The organism is Spirosoma oryzae (assembly GCF_003002825.1).
GTDB classification, from domain to species: domain Bacteria; phylum Bacteroidota; class Bacteroidia; order Cytophagales; family Spirosomataceae; genus Spirosoma; species Spirosoma oryzae.
The window spans coordinates 210,826-228,479 of the sequence record NZ_PVTE01000002.1 but is presented as its reverse complement, the minus strand read 5'-3'; the positions used below and the strand labels follow the sequence as shown (position 1 = coordinate 228,479).

Genomic DNA, 17,654 nt, shown 5'->3' with positions numbered 1-17,654 from the left:
GAATCGCACTGCTGCTTCCGGCAGTGACCATTACTTAACGCTGTAAAATATGTTTACGAAGAAACAACTACGCTTTTCGGCAGGAATACTAGCCATTGGCTCACTGCTCTCTCTGAACGCCTGTCGGGACCGGCAACTGCTTGACCCTGAGGGGGCACTGACAGCCGTAAACGCCAGGCTCGCAGCTAATTTCGAGTTCTACGTGCTGAACGACAACAACCAGCTACTAAAACTAAATACGGCTAACCCATCAGCTAGTCAGGGTATTACTACCATCACAGGAGTAATGAACAACGAACGACTAACGGGTATCGATTTCCGACCCGCTACGGGGCAGTTGTATGCCATCAGTAGCGGTAGCCGGCTCTATACGATTAACCTGCGTACGGGTGCTGCCACTCCGGTTGGAACAGGCCCACTCGCGTCGGCTGTTATGGGTGATGCCGTTGGCTTCGACTTCAACCCCACTGTCGACCGAATCCGGCTCGTCACAAATCGGGGGCAGAATCTACGTCTGAATCCGGAAACGGGCGCTGTTATGACTGTCGATGGACCAATCAATGGTGTTGCAGGGGCGTCGATATCGGGAGTTGCCTATACCAACAACCGCTCGGGCGCGACAACCACGACCTTGTATGATATCGATCCTGAAACGGATAAGCTGTACCGACAAGTCCCACCGAACGATGGCGGACTGGTTGAGGTTGGTCCGCTCGGCGTCAATATTGCCGGGCAAAGCAATTTTGATATCGCCCCTAATGGCAGTGCCATCGCTACGATGATCAGCGATGGTGTACAGGGGCTCTATGAAATCAACCTGACTTCCGGTCGCGCCGAGTTTATCGGTAACCTGCCCAGCGACAAAAGTATCATTGGGCTGGCTATTCCGACAGAGCCAATTGCGTACGTAGCAGACGATATGAACATGCTACACTACATTAATCCGGAAACGGGCGCTACGCACGCAACCAAGCCAATTACGGGTCTGCAATCGAACGAGACTTTGTACGGTATTGACATGCGGCCGGTAAACGGAGCCCTGTACGCGATCGGTAGCACAAGCCGGGTGTACACGATCAACATGTCGAGTGGGGCCGCTACAGCCGTTGGCGCACCAATTACGCCGTCTGTTCGTGGGGATGTAGGCTTTGACTTTAACCCCACTGTCGACCGGATTCGTATCGTGAGTAACGACGGACAGAACCTGCGTTACAACCCGAACGACAACTCCGTCATTGTCGATGGTCGTTTGAATCCAGGCGAGCCGAACGTAACAGGTGTTGCCTATACAAACAACTTCCCCGGCGCAACCTCGACTACATTGTACGATTTAAGCACTCGTGAGTATGCGCTGCTGTATCGGCAAATTCCACCTAATAATGGTACGGTAGAACTAGTTGGCGGACTGAATCGACTAGTTGAGGGCGGTAACGGTTTCGACATTGGCGGTGCTTCGAACGTGGGCCATGCTGCACTGCGCCTTGATGGGATTACCCGTTTGTATACGATCAATCTGGCAACCGGTGCATCGACTGAGCGTCAGCCGATAGCAGGCAACCCATCCGTCCGTGGTTTTGCCATCGGATTAGGTTTCTAGAAAGCCGGTTCACTTATAAAAACACCCCGCTATTCAGTTGAGTAGCGGGGTGTTTTTATTTTGGATCGTTGTAGCCATCTAAAAGTCGATTGAACGCTTCAAAAATGGATAGTCGATGTGGATTCTCGGCGCTAATTATTACAGCGCAATAGTAGGTGACTTCCTCTACATTATCGAAAACTGTTCGGTCGAACCGCTGATAATTACGAGCACTGAAATAGTCGTACCATCGATTGAATGTTGTCCATCGTGCTTTTTGACGTTTATCAGATGAATCACAGATGTAGATGGTAATTGTCTGACTGCTACGCTCATAGAAATCGTTGATAATTGCAGCTATTGTTGGCGCGGTGACAGCGTCGCGTGGAGGGCGTACACCAGTGGGAGCATCAACAACCTTTAGAACCAGTTCGACTATACTATCAGCAAACGGTGAGTGTTCGCCAAAGAGGTAAGGTGTTGGCTTGAACTGTACTTCGTAGACAATACTATTTATTGTTCTGAATAAATAAGTCGCCGGCTCTTGGTCAATAAAAACGTAACTATAAATGGATGATGGGTGTCCCTCGCTCTTCATTATGACGATCCAATTCCGTTAGTGCAGCCTGAATAACGTTATTGGTCCGATAGTCCTCGACCATACGACGCTCTGCCTTTCGCTTTTCGACAATCCGAAGTTTTAAGAAGGAAACAACACGGGTATTCCGTTCGTCAGTCGTTAATACGTTTCCGTTGACGTCCATAGCGTGGTTATTTTATCAAAAATAATAATTCTTAATAACAAAGCCGCCACTCTATAAATGGAGTGGCGGCTTTGTTACAAATACCTGAAGCGCTACCGGCTCAGATACAGATTCCGTTCGGCGTAGACCTTCTGGAAGAAATCGTCAGTTAGGTCGTCGATGAAATAGATACCCTCTCCGGTCGATTTCATCTCAGGGCCAAGCTCCTTGTTGACGTTCGGAAACTTGCTGAACGAGAACACCGGAATCTTGATCGCATAACCGCGTTTTACCGGTTTGAAATTGAAGTCCTTCACCTTCTTGTCGCCGAGCATCACCTTCGTGGCGTAGTTGACATAAGGTTCCTGGTAAGCCTTACAGATGAACGGTACCGTACGGCTGGCACGGGGGTTAGCCTCGATGATGTAGACAACCTCGTCCTTGATTGCGAACTGAATGTTGATCAGACCGACCGTTTTCAGCGCGACAGCAATCTTCTTCGTATGCGCTTCAATCTGCTGAAGTACGTTTTCGCTCAGGTCGAACGGTGGCAGCACCGCATACGAGTCGCCGGAGTGGATACCCGCTGGCTCGATGTGCTCCATGATGCCGATGATGTACACGTCTTCACCGTCACAGATCGCGTCGGCTTCGGCTTCGATCGCATTTTCGAGGAAGTGGTCGAGCAGGATGTTGTTGTCGGGAATGTCCTGAAGGATCTTCATCACGTGCTGCTCCAGCTCGTTCTCGTTGATGACGATCTTCATGTTCTGTCCGCCCAGTACGTAGCTAGGCCGTACCAACAGCGGGAAGCCCAATTCACGCGACAGTTCAATGGCCGCTTCCGACTCGCGTACCGTACCGAATTTCGGGTAGGGAATGTCGAGCTTTTGCAGCATCTCCGAGAAGTGGCCCCGATCTTCGGCCAGATCGAGTGCTTCCCAGCTTGTACCAATAATCTTGATACCGTAGCGGGTCAGTTTCTCGGCCATTTTTAGCGCCGTCTGACCGCCCAACTGCACGATAACGCCCTCCGGCTGCTCGTGCATGATGATGGCGTGAACGTGCTCCCAGAACACCGGCTCGAAATACAGCTTGTCGGCAATGTCGGGGTCGGTCGATACCGTTTCCGGGTTACAGTTGATCATGATCGTCTCGTAACCCGCTTCCTTGGCAGCCAGGACGCCGTGGACGCAGGAGTAGTCGAACTCGATACCCTGCCCAATGCGGTTCGGACCAGAACCCAGCACGACGATCTTTTTCCGATTCGACCGGATCGATTCGTTACCGGGCAGCTCCGAAACCGGTTCGGGACGATCCTGCGTGATCGGTAACTGATTGTTGAACGTCGAGTAATAGTACGGCGTACGGGCTTCAAACTCAGCCGCGCAGGTGTCGACGCACTTAAATACCCGGCGAATGTTATGTTGCTGCCGGTATTGGTAAATCTTGCTTTCCCGTACCTGTAGCAGGTGGGCCAGCTGCCGGTCGGCATACCCTTTCTGCTTGGCGGTGCGCAGCAGTTCAGGTGGCAGATCGTCGAGATCGTACTTCTCGATTTCGCGTTCCAGCAGAATCAGTTCCTCGATTTGGTGCAGGAACCAGGGGTCGATTTTGGTCAGCTGCTGAATCGTGCGGAACGACATGCCTGCCTTGAACGCGTCGTAGATGTGGAACATCCGATTCCAGCTTGGGTGTGCCAGGCTGTGCTTCAGCGCAGCCACGTCGGTTAGTTCGCGACCATCGGCACCTAGACCGTTACGCCGGATTTCCAGCGACTGACAGGCTTTCTGTAGAGCCTCCTGGAAGTTCCGGCCAATACCCATCGCTTCGCCGACCGACTTCATTTGCAGACCCAGTGAGCGATCGGCACCGGGAAACTTGTCGAAGTTCCAGCGCGGTACTTTCACGATTACGTAGTCGATGGCTGGTTCGAAGAAGGCCGAGGTCGTGCCCGTGATGGGGTTGATCAGCTCGTCGAGGTTGTAACCGACGGCCATCTTGGCGGAAATCTTGGCGATCGGATAACCCGTCGCTTTCGAGGCCAGGGCCGATGAGCGGCTTACCCGTGGGTTTACTTCGATGACGATGATCTCGTCGGTCTGCGGATTTACGGAGAACTGAATGTTACAGCCACCCGCAAATTGCCCGATGCCACCCATCACCCGAATCGCCAGATCCCGCATTTGCTGGTACAGCGTGTCGGGCAGTGTCATGGCCGGTGCTACCGTGATCGAGTCGCCGGTATGAATACCCATCGGATCGAAATTTTCGATCGAACAGATAATCACGAAGTTACCGTTGTTGTCGCGCAGCAGTTCCAGCTCATACTCTTTCCAGCCCATTACGCTTTGCTCGACCAGTACTTCGTGAACCGGCGATGCGTGGAGACCGTTAGTCAGCGCCTTGTCAAACTCTTCGGGGGTGTTGACGAAGCCGCCACCCGTACCGCCGAGCGTAAATGACGGACGGATAACCAGCGGGAAGCCGATCTCCTGCGCAATTTCCTTGCCTTCGAGGAACGAGCGGGCCGTGCGGCCTTTGCAGACACCCGCACCCAGCTGAAGCATGAGCAGCCGGAATTTCTCCCGGTCTTCGGTGGTCTCGATCGCTTTGATGTCGACACCGATGATTTGTACGCCGTACTTGGTCCAGATACCGGCTTTATCGCAGTCGATAGCCAGATTCAGTGCTGTCTGACCGCCCATTGTTGGCAGGACCGCATCGATGGGGCGACCCATTTCCCGGTGCTTTTCCAGAATCTCGACAATCGACTTTTTCTCCAGCGGTTTCAGGTAGACATGATCCGCATTGATGGGATCTGTCATGATTGTCGCTGGATTGGAGTTGATGAGCGACACCTCAATGCCTTCGTCGCGGATAGACCGGGCAGCTTGCGAACCGGCGTAATCGAATTCACAGGCCTGACCGATTACGATGGGACCCGAACCAATAATCAGAACCGAGCGGATGTTGGTGTTTTTTGGCATTATTCAGCAGGACAACAAACTGGCGCAGCCGAGCGCTGCACCGTAAACGATTGTATTCGACAGTACAATGACGTTCAGCCCGTTGAGGGGTGGCTAAAAATCCTGCAAAAGTAGACTGTATGGGGGGGAAAGACAAGAATACAGATGGAAAAGGCCGACAATCCATCTTATTGTTAATATTGGCCTTGTCTCCGACATCGGACCGCCGAAGCGGCAGGGATACTATCGGAGATAAGGTCAGGCCATCACAATCTGATGCCAGCTCGTGCGCTGGTACTGCCGCATTAGCAGCCAGACCGTTATTAGGGAAAGTACGATGCCGCCCCAGACACCGTATGGGACGAGCGTCAGTCCGTAATGCAGACCACCAATCAGGCTGAGCACAATCAGCGTGATAAAACTTCGACCTGTATTGCTGCGGTTGACCGAGTCGACGGGTACAGAAAAAGGCATCCGCCGGTCGGAGAACAGGGCCGATACCAGCAGCATAACCAGTGTACTAATATAGCCCAGTACGATGTCGCTGACCTGATCGGTGCCGTTGCGCCAAATCAGAAAAGCGGCTACCAGCAGGTAAAAAGGCGTAACCAGTTTAACGATGATCGCTTTTAGTGAGCCCGATAGAATTTCGCCCGGTTGCCGGATTGGTGCTGCCCCGTATAGCCACGACGCTTTGAAACTGTCGGAAGCCGATAGCTGGTACTGAGCAACCATACCATATAGTCCGGCGAAGTAAAGCGAGAACAGCGTGGCAAAACCGCTGTTGTCAAAAGTGCCACCCCGTAGCGACATGAATACGATATACACTAACCCGAAGCCAAGCTGCGGATAGGTTTTCAACTTAAACTTCCGGTCGCGACCCATGATCCGCCAGGCGAAGGCAAAGGAGGCCCGTTCGAGTGATGAGCTGGTAAACCAGCCTGCCAGTTGGTCGGGCAGGGTAGTGGGCTGCACAACGGCGGCTGTTGCTGGTGTGGGTTTACTCTCCTGATCGAGGCCGCTTAGTTTTTCGGTAAACGACCCCGTCATAAACCGGCTCATAAACCAGATCCCACCTATCGGCATCAGAATCGCCAGGGCAATGAACAGCAGATGTTCCGTATCGAACGTCCACAGCAACACGCTTTCGACCGCACCGGCCATCCACATCGGCGGTACCAGATAGTGCCACCATTGTCGCTCCATCGTCTCGCCTAAGCTGGCCTGCGTCATCAACCGTGGGATGAGCTGATACCCTCCGTAGAAAGCGATGGCCATCAGGATCTGAACGTAGTTGATAATCTCCCGTAGCTTCTCTTCGCTGATAAGCTGCATCAGGCCGAGATACAACAGGTTTGTCAGGAAGACCATCAGCATGGCTGATAGTACGCTCAGGACCAGAAACGATAAACCCGCGACGGGACTGAAACGATAGCCGAGTATCAGAATACTGCCCAAGCCTGTGGCCAGCGAGATGGCGAATAGGTAGACCGAGATATGGGTGATACGCGCCAGCCAGAGGGTACGGCTGCTGACGGGGCGGGGCAAAATGATCTGGTTATCGGACGAATCGAGGATGATTGAGGAAAAGTCGGAGATTAACGTCATGGCGCAGAGAATCATGACGTAGGAAAACTGGAAAATAAGCGGCAGAAACAGATTTTCCCGCTCCAGGAACATCAACTGTAGCGCGAGAATGACGCCGAAAAAAGCGTAGAAGCCCAGTACCTTCAGAAAGGTGTTGTCGGGTGCATCGTTGTTTTTTTTCTGCTGACCGTAGCGACCCAGTGTCGTATAGTTACGCCGATTGTCCATCATCAGCTTGACCTGCACAATGGCCCGCATCTGCGGATAATCAGCGCCCAGCGATCGAAACAGCCCTTGCAATCGGTCGAGGATAGACAGAATTAGCGGTGTCATGGCTGGTTAGTTGGTCAGCGTGTTGATAAATTCCCCGGCTACATCGGTTTGACTGTCGCTACCGGTCATCTGGGCGAACAACTGCTCCAGCGATTCCGGGCGTTGGTGCTGCAATTCTGCGAACGTACCGTCGGCAATGATCTGCCCTTTATTGATGATAATGATCCGGTCGGAAATCTTCTCGACCACGTCCATAATATGCGAGCTGTAGAAAATGGTCTTGCCCGTGTTGGCCAGTTGCCGGATAATTTCTTTCACCAGTACGACCGCGTTAGCGTCCAGCCCGGATAAGGGTTCGTCCAGAAAGATCACATCCGGATTGTGGAGCATGCCCGAAATCAGCAATACTTTCTGCCGCATCCCTTTCGAAAACGTCGTCATACGGGCGTGCGCATTGTCGGACAGTTGAAATAGACGTAGCAGGTCGAGGGTTTTTCGTTCGATATGACCCGGATCGAGTTCGTACAACTGCCCGACGAATTGCAGGTATTCCATCGGCGTCAGCGAATCGTACAGGGCCGCATTTTCAGGAACGTAACCAATGCGTCGTTTAATGTCGAGCGCAGCCGTCCGAACATCCATACCCAGCACCGTTGCTTCGCCGGCGAAGTCGGGCAGCATACCGATCAATATTTTCAGCGTCGTCGACTTCCCTGCCCCGTTCGGACCGATATAGCCGACTACCTGTCCGGCATCGACGCTGAGGTTAATCCCGTTCAGTACCGGTGCCTCGCCATAGGATTTGACAAGGTTGCGTAATTCAATGATAGGAGCGATTGTCACAATTGAGAAGGTGTTTGTAGAGACGCAACCCTTTGCGTCTCACCGCCGGATGGTATTGCTGACGCTTTATGGCTGGCGCGTACCGAGACGCAAAGGGTCGCGTCTCTACGAAGAAAGGTACAAAAAAAGTCCCGCCGGGCAGCAAGCCGGACGGGACTTTCGGTAACTGTATCAGATAAGCGGTCAGGCAACGGGTTCGGCCGTTTCCACCAGCTTGTTCTTCATCAGATACTCTGCGATCTGAACGGCATTGGTAGCCGCTCCCTTGCGCAGGTTGTCCGCCACAATCCACATGTTCAGCGTGTTCGGTTGCGTTTCGTCGCGCCGGATTCGACCGACAAATACCTCGTCACGACCGTGGGCCGTCAGCGGCATCGGGTAAACGTAGTTTTTTGGATCGTCCTGTACGATTACGCCTTCTGCGTTGCTGAGTAGTTCGACCACTTCGTTGAGGTCGAAATCATGTTCGAACTCAACGTTGACCGCTTCCGAGTGACCGCCGATCGTTGGAATACGTACCGTCGTGGCCGTAACCTTGATCGAATCGTCGCCCATGATCTTTTTGGTCTCGTTGATCATCTTCATTTCCTCCTTCGTGTAGCCGTTATCGAGGAACGAATCGATGTGTGGCAGTACGTTGAGGTCGATGGGGTGGGGGTACACTTTCTTCGCGTCCTTGTCGCCTTTGCGCTCGGCAAATAGCTGGTCGACAGCGGCCTTACCCGTACCCGTTACCGACTGATAGGTCGATACGACAACCCGTTTCGCTTTATAGCGGTCGTGCAGCGGTTTCAACGCTACGACCATCTGAATGGTCGAGCAGTTGGGGTTGGCGATGATTTTGTCATCAGCGGTAAGCGTGTCGGCGTTGATTTCGGGTACGACCAGTTTTTTCGTCGGGTCCATCCGCCAGGCCGACGAGTTGTCAACGACAAAGATGCCAGCTTCGGCGAATTTGGGGGCCAGTTCGAGCGAGGTACCGCCACCTGCCGAAAAAATCGCAATAGCGGGTTTGGCGGCAATGGCGTCGTCGAAGCTGACAACCGTGTAGGGTTTACCCTTAAACTCAATCTGTTTACCAACCGATCGCTCGGAAGCGACGGGAATGAGTTCGGACACGGGGAAGTTACGTTCTTCCAGCACCTTCAGGATTTCGCCACCGACCAGGCCGGTTGCCCCTACGACTGCGATTTTCATAATTTATTTAGTATTTATTTGAAAATGAGTCGCAAAAGTACGGTAATAAATTGGCAGAAAATAAGTAGAACCGCAAAAAACAGAAGATTGGTGAAATAAGTCGACCAATTACCAATAGAAACGTCCAGTACTTCGTGAAGTACTGGACGTTTCTATCAGCATGCATGCATGTATTTACACTCCGCCAAACAGGTAGCTTAGCGATAGACCAAAAGCCGAATTTTTAGCTGTTCCCTGTGCTGTGTTAACAAAATTGGCTAGTCCCGGTGCGTAATAGGCTGTTATGCCTAAGCCAGACGATAACTCATAACCGGCCGAAAGTCTTAGTCCGTAATCGATACGCTTTATTTGATCTTCACCAGAGCCAAAGTCGACAGGTTGTGAAACGCTACCAGCTTTGTCTTTGCCATTGAGTGCATACGCTACATACGGACCTGCTCCCAGTGCAACACGACCACTACTTAACGGAAAGCCATAAACAGCTTGAATGGGTAATTCAATGTAGTTGAATGTTGTCGTAAATGAATTGCCCCCAATGTTGTATTTGCCACCTTTGACGGAGTATAATACTTGCGGCCGAATCGATAAATTTTCGCTAACAGCCGCATCAAGAAGAAGCCCTGCCTGAAAGCCGACCAAGTTACTACCTGTGATCGTAATGCCTTGAACTTTAATTTGCTGACTGGCCACTTGAAGTCCACCTGTTACGCCAACCCGAACTTGGGCAGTAGCGAAGGTTGAAGAAATCGCCAGGGCGATAACACTATAGAGTAATTTTTTCATAAGATTTTGACTTATGTGTGATTAAAAAATCCGTTAACTGGCGAAAGGTAGAAAAAACGTTCGCTGGTAAGCTGGATTAGTTTATAAGCGGTATAGTGAGATTCTATTACTAATCTAGTTAGAGGATACGTTAGTCATTCGCTTCGAGGAGATAATATAGCGCAAAGCCGAAGGCAGAGTTCTTGGCTGTCACTGATGGTATGTTAGTTAAGTTTGCTAGGCTAGGCTCATAATAGGTCATAAACCCTAGACCGCGCTCTAATTCATATCCTATAGATATACGCAATCCATAATCAAATCGCCTGACTTCACCTGATTTTGAACCAAACTCGATAGGAGCTGACAGGCTATCACTTTTGTCAGTGCCACCTACGGCATATGCTACAAAAGGACCTGCGCCAGCTACGATGTGTCCAGTATTTACATCAAAGCTATAAGTTGCTTGTACCGGCATCGCCACATGATTGAAGGTACGTATGACGGATGTGCTACCGAACGAATAGTTGCTTCCTTTCACAGAGTATAGAAGGTACGGGCGAATTGACAAGTGTTCATTCAGTGGTGAACTTAATAGAACTCCTGTCTGGAAGCCTACGATCGTCGTTCCAGACAGCGTACTACTTGCTCCTTTGAACTGTTGACTGGCTAGTTGTAAACTACCTATGACGCCCATGTAACCTTGAGCCAGAGAGGACGCGCTCGCCAATGACAACGCAAAAAAAAGTAGAAGAACTTTCTCATTATGATAAATATGTGATGTGGATTGAAAAGGTTACTTGCAGGACAAGGTAAGTAATGCTGATGCCTATAGCATAGTTGCTGCGAAAAATGAATGAGAAAATTTAATAATCGGTAAGACAAGGGTACTATTCAACGCAACACGGTAGCGGAAGGCGTCAGACAGTGGCTGAGTGGTACATCCGTATCACTAACATCAGTAATACGCTCAACAGACTCGAAAAGCGATAAACCGACGGTTAGGCAGTCGGGGCGGCAGCTGGCCAGGAAGCGGTCGTAATAGCCTTTTCCGTAGCCGACGCGGTGTCCCTGCCGGTCGAACGCCAGGAGCGGGACAAGGACCATATCGATGGCGGTTGGGTCGATAGTCGGTTGCGCCTGAATTACCGGCTCCGGAATGCCCCATTTGTTTTCGGTGAGAACGGTGTCGGCAGTCAGCGGATAGTGCATCAGCTGATTGGTTTCTGTATCTGTTACAGAGACGGCGGTGCTTACACCATACTGCCAGAGCCAGTGGATAAGGGGCCAAGTGTCGACTTCGTTTTGCCGGCGAATGGGAAGAAAGGTATGAACCAGTTGCAACGAACGGGTTTGCGTCTGTTGCTGAACAAAGTCGATAAAACGAGTCAGCAGTAACGCGTTACGTCGGTTCAGCTCGTCAGCAGATAAGGCTTTCCGGTTGGCCAGATAGCTTATTCGTAGTTCCGCTTTGGTTGAACTCATGCCTCCAGACAAATGTGCATCCGGTAGTCGAACGGGTCGAAGGTGTCGAGCAGTTTTTTGAGGAAAGATGAGTCGCGCAGGGCAAACGTCAGGTAGTTTTCCGAGCGCTCCTGTAAGCCGCCGTTCGGAAATAACTCGTCTTTCACCGCCTGTAATTGCCGCAAGCCAACTTCCTGGTTGCGTTCTTCCGCGCGTCGCATTTTCTTTTCCAGTCGCACGACCGCATTGGCAAATCGCTTTGTCTCGGCCAGCACCGCTTTTTCCAGGGTGGGATCGACCATCATGGCTTTGTGTAGCAGCGCATCCAAGCCCTTATTGACCGCCTTGTTCTCATTGTCGAACGATAGGCTGTGTCGGGTGTGATGGTCGACAAATTCGCGCTTCAGAGCCTGATCGTCCTGAAACAGCTGTTCTGGTGTTAAACCCAGTTTGGCAACGCGTCGGGCACTGACCTTTGGCACATACAGCGCGAAGCTGCGTGGCATGAGCAGCGGGAAGGTCGTCTGATAATGATCGAAGACAGGTTTAAGTTGAAGCCAGTAAGGAACCTCCGAAGGCCCACCAATGTAGGCCAGGTTTGGTAGAATGGTTTCCTGGTACAGTGGGCGCAGGACGACATTGGGGCTAAACCGCTCTGGACGGTCAGTCAACTCCGTCAGTAGTTCGCTTTCTGTAAAGCGCAGCTTGGTGTGCAGCACCCGATACGAGCCGTCATCAGCGCGCTCGATCCGTTCCCGTACCTGATCGTCGAGGTAAAACAGGTTAACGGCACGGGCTGTAATAACGGTTTTATAACCGAGTGCTTCGAGCTTCTCCGTCTGCTGTTCAACCAGCCCACTCGCGGTCTGGTTGAGAAGATCATCCTTCATAACAGGCAGGAATTCTCGTTTCAAGGCCGGATCGTCGGCATCCAGGCAAACCAGCCCCTCAGTGCCGAACAAGTCATTGACGTAGAAACGAACGGCATCCGCCAATGTATCGTGCGAGAGGTAAGCTTTCTCGAACAGGTGAAGTTTCTCCGGAATCTGGGCAAACAGCGCCTTCAATTCCTGCGGATTCATACGGCCAACCGCACCGCGTTGCTCGGTTTGCCAGGTGTATTGATTACCAAACAGCGAAAAATGATTGATCTCGGCAAAATCGTGGTCCTCCGTCGCCATCCAGTAGACCGGTACGAATTGATAGTCCGGGTATTCCTGCGCCAGTTTCCGGGCCAGCTTAATCGTCGTAATCAGCTTGTAGACAATGTACAGCGGACCCGTGAAGATATTTAGCTGATGTCCCGTCGTGACGGTGAACGTGTTCGGCTGCCGAAGAATGGAGAAATCAGGCTTGTTGGCGATGCCTGCGTATTGGCGTTCCAGCGTATCGACCAGCGTCTCCCGTTTCGACGCGTCGAACGTTTTTTCGGCGAGTTGCTGCCGAAAGGCCGAGGGCGTAGGAAAGTGATTGTAGAACGGGGCTAGACTGTCTTTCTGGGCGATGTAATCAAGAAAAAGCGTTGAAAACTGGCCCGTTGCGGAAAGGGGTAGGTACTGACAGTCCATGCAGGAATAGCGGTTTACCCAAGCCAACAAACGAAGAACCCGCAAGGTTCGTAGCCCTGCGGGTTCGTAATCATTGTGCGTCCAGTATCCTGCTTAGCTGGCGTTTCAGTTCTGGCAAATCATGTTGAATGATGTCCCAGACCAACAATACGTCAATCCCAAAATACTCGTGAATCAGTAGGTTTCGTAAGCCGATAATCTTACGCCACTCGACATCTGGAATTCATCCATTGTTACTGAATGGACATGGTTACAGGCTTCTCCGACAATTTCTAGCTGTTTGATGCAAGCAAACCGCATCATTGAATTGTCCAGAAAATCTGAGAGCAGCTGATTTTCTAGATACTGTTCGATCTCTTCTATCGCATCAAGCGCGTGAGCAATACGCTGTCTGCTACCGAACCGTCCTTTCATAGATTAATTGCCTATCTTTTTCTATAAAAGGACGAAGGCGGGGCGACAGGCCACTTAGCGAAACAAGATCAACACGCTTATGAAGAGAATCCTCTAAATCGAGCTTCATACCAATAAACTGGAGACCAATCGGTTGACTGTAGTCCAGCTCTACCAGCAAATCGAGATCGCTAGTCGTATCGGCTTCATTGCGAGCATATGATCCAAACACATATGCCCTGACCACAGGCTTACCTTGCAGATAGTGGCAAATGATGTTTAGCTCGTTTGCTGACAGTGTCATACTGTTGGTTGCACGATGTTGCCGTAGAGGTCGAATTCTTCCGTGCGGTCAATGTTGACGTGCGCAAAATCGCCCAAACGGACGTACTGCTGGGCCGGAACGAGTACTTCGTTGTCGACTTCGGGCGAGTCCGCTTCGGTGCGGCCGATGAAATAGCCACCCTCTTTGCGGTCGAATAAAACCTTGTAGGTATTGCCGACTTTTTCCTGGTTGAGTTCGCTTGAAATACCCTGTTGCAACTCCATCAACTCATCCGCCCGTTCCTGCTTCATGTCGTCGGGTACGTCGTCCGGCATGCTGTACGAGTGGGTTTGATCTTCATGGGAATAGGTGAAGACGCCCAACCGGTCGAACCGCATCCGCTCCACGAAATTGTACGTTTCGTCGAACATGGCTTCCGTTTCGCCAGGGTGGCCCACGATCAGGGTCGTACGCAGCGTAATACCCGGTACGCGTTCGCGGATTGACTGCACCAGTTCTTCCGTCCGCTCGCGGGTAATGCCCCGGCGCATCAGCTTCAGCATCTCGGTCGATCCGGTTTGCAGAGGCATGTCGAGGTAGTTGCAAACATTCTCGCGCTCCCGCATCACGTCGAGAACATCCATCGGAAAACCGGATGGGTATGCGTATTGCAGCCGAATCCAGTCGATACCTTCTACGTCAGCCAGGCGGTTGACGAGGTCGGCCAGATTGCGCTTTTTGTAGATGTCCAGCCCGTAGTAGGTCAGGTCCTGGGCGATCAAAATCAGTTCTTTCGTACCCCGCCGGGCCAGCGATTTTGCTTCGGTCACCAGTTCGTCCATCGAGCGCGATACGTGGCCCCCACGCATCAACGGGATGGCACAGAACGAACAGGGCCGGTCGCAGCCTTCGGCAATTTTAAGATACGCGAAGTGTGCCGGAGTTGTCAGCAGGCGCTCGCCAACCAGTTCGTGTTTATAATCGGCGCGCAGCGTTTTCAGCATGCGGGGCAACTCGTTGGTGCCAAACCAGGCATCGACGGTTGGCATCTCGACTTCCAGCTCGTCTTTATAGCGGTGCGACAGGCAACCCGTCACGTAAACTTTATCGACAATGCCGGCTTCCTTCGCATCGGTATAGCGCAGAATGGTGTTGATCGATTCTTCTTTCGCGTTGTCGATGAATCCGCAAGTGTTGATGACAACGATGTTCGCGTCGTCTTTCTTCGACTCGTGCGTTACGTTCATGCCGTTGCCTTTGAGTTGCGTGAAAAGCACCTCTGAATCGACCAGATTCTTCGAGCAGCCGAGCGTAACGATGTTGATTTTATTAGTACGTACTCCTTTGGTTTTCAAAACAAGAGATTGTTCAGGCGTCAGAAAAAAGTAACGCTGATTATGAGTGGCAAAGTTCGGCAGTAAGCCGTTGTAAACGAGCCGACAACGAAATTAAAATACGGCGCTGTGGCTAATCGTGACCGTAACGGTCTGCTTCTTGCCGGCTTCGACCGTAACCGGGAAAACGTTGTTCTGCGTATCGGATAGGTTGGCGTACAAGCCTTTCGGATCGCGCACAACGACCGAATATCGACCAGCAGGCAAGCTGACGCAGAATTTTCCAGCGGTGTCCGACTTGACTGTCTTTACCGGTTTCGCCTGCCGCACCGAGTTGATAAAGCCATTCTCGCCCATGTCGACCTGACTGGCGTTGAGCAACGGAAAAATCAATACCTCCCGCACAACCGGTTGCCCATCACCAGCCGGGCGCGGATCGTCGGGGCTGGGCATGTGATTACCCCGCTTCTCCAGTACCGTGCCGCAAATACCCTGCTTGATTGGCATCGTCTTCTGTTTGGTTGCTTTGCGGGACTTCGGCTTTTGAGCCAATGCCGTATGAGCGACGCATACTATCAGTCCCAGCAGGACAAACCAGGCTGACAACGTACAGGCCCATCGGCTTTGGCAGGATATAGCGGAATTACGACGCATAGTTGGTTTTAACGAAAGGGTTTGGTGCGTTTTTGTCATCCCGACGCAGGAGGGATCTACAGAAATGGACGGATCTGCTTATCGGTCACCGAAGATCCCTCCTACGTCGGGATGACAAAAATGGGCGCATGGTCGCTCATAGATACAAATGCCGTCTTTTCTGACTTGTCGATAAAAGAACAAGGTAGATGTCATTAGTTGCTGCTTTGATACAGCGAACACGGAAACGTCAATTTCACTATCGCTAAAAGCTTTGTATAGTGCCGGAGCAATAGTAGCTACCTCTCTGAACGCCGACACGTTTGTATCGTTTAGGACAACCAGATAGTCGATATCGGATTCGTCGTGAAAGTCACCGCGCGCGTAAGAGCCGTACAGGATGATCTTATTCAGCCGGTCGCCGTATAAGTCCCGCATGATTCGAATGACGTCGCTGTGAACAGCGTTCAGGTCAGCTACGATAGCCATCGCCTGTTCATTTTTTGAAGAACGAATCGACAAACTCCATTTTGTTGAAGGTTTGCAGATCCTCGATCTTCTCACCCACACCAATGTACTTGACAGGAATCTTGAACTGATCGGAAATACCGATGACAACGCCACCCTTCGCGGTACCGTCGAGCTTGGTGATCGCCAGCGCCGTTACTTCCGTCGCTTTTGTGAACTCTGTCGCCTGAATAAACGCGTTCTGCCCGGTCGATCCATCGAGTACCAGCAGAACTTCATCGGGTGCGTTGGGCGTCACTTTCTGCATGACCCGTTTGATCTTGGTCAGCTCATTCATCAGGTTGACCTTCGTATGCAAGCGTCCAGCCGTATCGATGATAACTACGTCAGCGTTCATATCCGTCGCTTTCTTGACGGCATCGAAGGCAACGGCGGAAGGGTCGGTGTTCATGCCGTGCGAGATGACGGGTACCCCCACCCGGTCGCCCCACAGTTTGAGCTGATCGACGGCCGCAGCCCGGAAGGTGTCACCCGCACCCAGTACGACCTGCTTGCCGCGCTTATGGAACTGAGCCGCCAGCTTACCGATCGTTGTGGTCTTGCCGACGCCGTTGACGCCCACGACCATAATCACGTACGGCTTTTTACCGGCGGGCAACTCGAAGTCACCGGCAACGTCGGCTGTATTTGTATCCGATAGCAGACCGGCGATTTCTTCGCGCAGAATCCGGTCCAGCTCGTCAGTACCCATGTATTTATCGCGGGCCACGCGGGCTTCGATCCGCTTGATGATCTTTACGGTTGTTTCAACGCCGACATCCGACGAAATCAGTACGTTCTCAACTTCGTCCAGAACCTCTTCATCGACCGTCGACTTACCAACTACAGCCCGGCCCAGCTTGGAGAAAAAACTGTCTTTCGACTTCTCCAGCCCTTTGTCGAGCGTTTCTTTTTTTTCCTTCGAGAAAAAACCAAATAAAGCCATCGTGAATGGGCGCAGTTAATTACGTAAATAGCGAGTAGCCGGTCGGCGCAACGTCGTTGAACGGGCTGTGCTAACCGACGATCATAAACAAAACTATAATAAAAAACGTCCCACCGGGCCTTCATGGGCAGGTGGGACGTCCTTGTGTCCGGTCTCGGTGAGCCGAATTACGCTTTCAGGGCCGACTGAACTTCGTCAACCGGTACCATTTCTTCTTTGAAGGTATAAGCGCCAGTCTTTGGCGACTTAACGGCTTTGATGATTTTGGCGAATGCCTTGCCGTTGTCCTTCGTCTTCAGGGTAGCAACTACCTTTTTTGCCATGACAGTATCTGGTTTACGGTTGTAGGTATGAGGTAAGCGGTGTTACGAACCGCACCCATTGACCAACAAACCTGAAGCTTATTTAATTTCTTTGTGAAGCGTAACTTTCTTCAGGAACGGGTTGTACTTCTTCCGTTCGATACGAGCCGGCGTGTTCTTCCGGTTCTTCGTGGTGATGTACCGGGACATGCCGGGAACACCGCTGTCTTTCTGCTCGGTGCATTCCAGAATAACCTGGATTCTATTGGCGCCTTTTTTTGCCATTGTTGTGTCT

At 51.7% G+C, this 17,654-nt stretch carries 17 protein-coding genes and 1 pseudogene; 1 reads left to right on the top strand and 17 read right to left on the bottom strand.

Annotated elements, in window-relative coordinates; genetic code table 11:
- Window positions 1–49 precede the first annotated feature (49 nt).
- Window positions 50–1,597: a DUF4394 domain-containing protein gene (locus tag CLV58_RS03160; protein WP_106136322.1), complete on the top strand. Its 1,548-nt coding sequence runs from the start codon at window positions 50–52 to the stop codon at window positions 1,595–1,597.
- 55 nt (window positions 1,598–1,652) lie between these two features.
- Here CLV58_RS03160 and CLV58_RS27945 read toward each other — a convergent pair whose 3' ends face one another.
- The 17 genes and pseudogenes from CLV58_RS27945 to rpmG form a co-directional block, all read right to left on the bottom strand.
- Complete coding sequence (locus tag CLV58_RS27945; protein WP_146141346.1) at window positions 1,653–2,174, bottom strand: DUF6169 family protein; 522 nt, start codon at window positions 2,172–2,174, stop codon at window positions 1,653–1,655.
- A 258-nt stretch (window positions 2,175–2,432) separates the two neighbouring features.
- Window positions 2,433–5,309 carry a carbamoyl-phosphate synthase large subunit gene (gene carB, locus CLV58_RS03150; RefSeq protein WP_106136320.1) on the bottom strand — a complete coding sequence of 959 codons (2,877 nt, stop codon included), beginning with the start codon at window positions 5,307–5,309 and terminating at the stop codon, window positions 2,433–2,435.
- A gap of 237 nt (window positions 5,310–5,546) precedes the next feature.
- On the bottom strand, window positions 5,547–7,208 hold the full coding sequence (locus CLV58_RS03145) for an ABC-2 family transporter permease (protein WP_106136319.1): 1,662 nt from the start codon (window positions 7,206–7,208) through the stop codon (window positions 5,547–5,549).
- Between the two features lie 6 nt (window positions 7,209–7,214).
- Window positions 7,215–7,985 carry an ABC transporter ATP-binding protein gene (locus CLV58_RS03140; RefSeq protein WP_106136455.1) on the bottom strand — a complete coding sequence of 257 codons (771 nt, stop codon included), beginning with the start codon at window positions 7,983–7,985 and terminating at the stop codon, window positions 7,215–7,217.
- Between the two features lie 189 nt (window positions 7,986–8,174).
- Window positions 8,175–9,188, bottom strand: a complete 1,014-nt coding sequence (locus CLV58_RS03135) for an aspartate-semialdehyde dehydrogenase (RefSeq protein WP_106136318.1) — start codon at window positions 9,186–9,188, stop codon at window positions 8,175–8,177.
- 174 nt (window positions 9,189–9,362) lie between these two features.
- Entirely contained in the window at window positions 9,363–9,971 is a 609-nt protein-coding gene (locus CLV58_RS03130) for a porin family protein (protein ID WP_106136317.1), read from the bottom strand.
- 130 nt (window positions 9,972–10,101) lie between these two features.
- Entirely contained in the window at window positions 10,102–10,644 is a 543-nt protein-coding gene (locus tag CLV58_RS03125; RefSeq protein ID WP_245882188.1) for a porin family protein, read from the bottom strand.
- 197 nt (window positions 10,645–10,841) lie between these two features.
- Window positions 10,842–11,432, bottom strand: a complete 591-nt coding sequence (locus CLV58_RS03120) for a 5-formyltetrahydrofolate cyclo-ligase (RefSeq protein ID WP_106136315.1) — start codon at window positions 11,430–11,432, stop codon at window positions 10,842–10,844.
- A complete protein-coding gene (bshC, locus tag CLV58_RS03115) occupies window positions 11,429–12,979 on the bottom strand; it encodes a bacillithiol biosynthesis cysteine-adding enzyme BshC (RefSeq protein WP_106136314.1) in 1,551 nt (516 codons plus the stop codon). Before bshC ends, CLV58_RS03120 begins: the two co-directional genes overlap by 4 nt.
- Before the next feature lie 70 nt (window positions 12,980–13,049).
- A pseudogene (locus CLV58_RS03110) lies at window positions 13,050–13,393 on the bottom strand (HepT-like ribonuclease domain-containing protein).
- The gene (locus tag CLV58_RS03105; RefSeq protein ID WP_106136313.1) at window positions 13,374–13,676 is read right to left on the bottom strand and encodes a nucleotidyltransferase family protein; all 303 of its coding nucleotides are present in this window, start codon (window positions 13,674–13,676) and stop codon (window positions 13,374–13,376) included. The pseudogene CLV58_RS03110 and the gene CLV58_RS03105 overlap by 20 nt, the downstream one beginning before the upstream one ends.
- Window positions 13,673–14,992, bottom strand: coding sequence for a 30S ribosomal protein S12 methylthiotransferase RimO (gene rimO, locus CLV58_RS03100; protein WP_106136312.1), 1,320 nt, complete (start codon window positions 14,990–14,992; stop codon window positions 13,673–13,675). The genes CLV58_RS03105 and rimO overlap by 4 nt, the downstream gene beginning before the upstream one ends.
- A gap of 93 nt (window positions 14,993–15,085) precedes the next feature.
- Window positions 15,086–15,625, bottom strand: a complete 540-nt coding sequence (locus tag CLV58_RS03095; protein ID WP_245882187.1) for a carboxypeptidase-like regulatory domain-containing protein — start codon at window positions 15,623–15,625, stop codon at window positions 15,086–15,088.
- 78 nt (window positions 15,626–15,703) lie between these two features.
- On the bottom strand, window positions 15,704–16,126 hold the full coding sequence (locus CLV58_RS03090) for a nucleotidyltransferase domain-containing protein (protein ID WP_146141344.1): 423 nt from the start codon (window positions 16,124–16,126) through the stop codon (window positions 15,704–15,706).
- Window positions 16,101–17,057, bottom strand: coding sequence for a signal recognition particle-docking protein FtsY (ftsY, locus tag CLV58_RS03085; protein WP_106136309.1), 957 nt, complete (start codon window positions 17,055–17,057; stop codon window positions 16,101–16,103). Before ftsY ends, CLV58_RS03090 begins: the two co-directional genes overlap by 26 nt.
- A gap of 167 nt (window positions 17,058–17,224) precedes the next feature.
- Entirely contained in the window at window positions 17,225–17,380 is a 156-nt protein-coding gene (locus CLV58_RS03080) for a DUF4295 domain-containing protein (RefSeq protein ID WP_106136308.1), read from the bottom strand.
- Between the two features lie 78 nt (window positions 17,381–17,458).
- On the bottom strand, window positions 17,459–17,644 hold the full coding sequence (gene rpmG, locus CLV58_RS03075) for a 50S ribosomal protein L33 (RefSeq protein ID WP_012929817.1): 186 nt from the start codon (window positions 17,642–17,644) through the stop codon (window positions 17,459–17,461).
- Window positions 17,645–17,654: the final 10 nt, after the last annotated feature.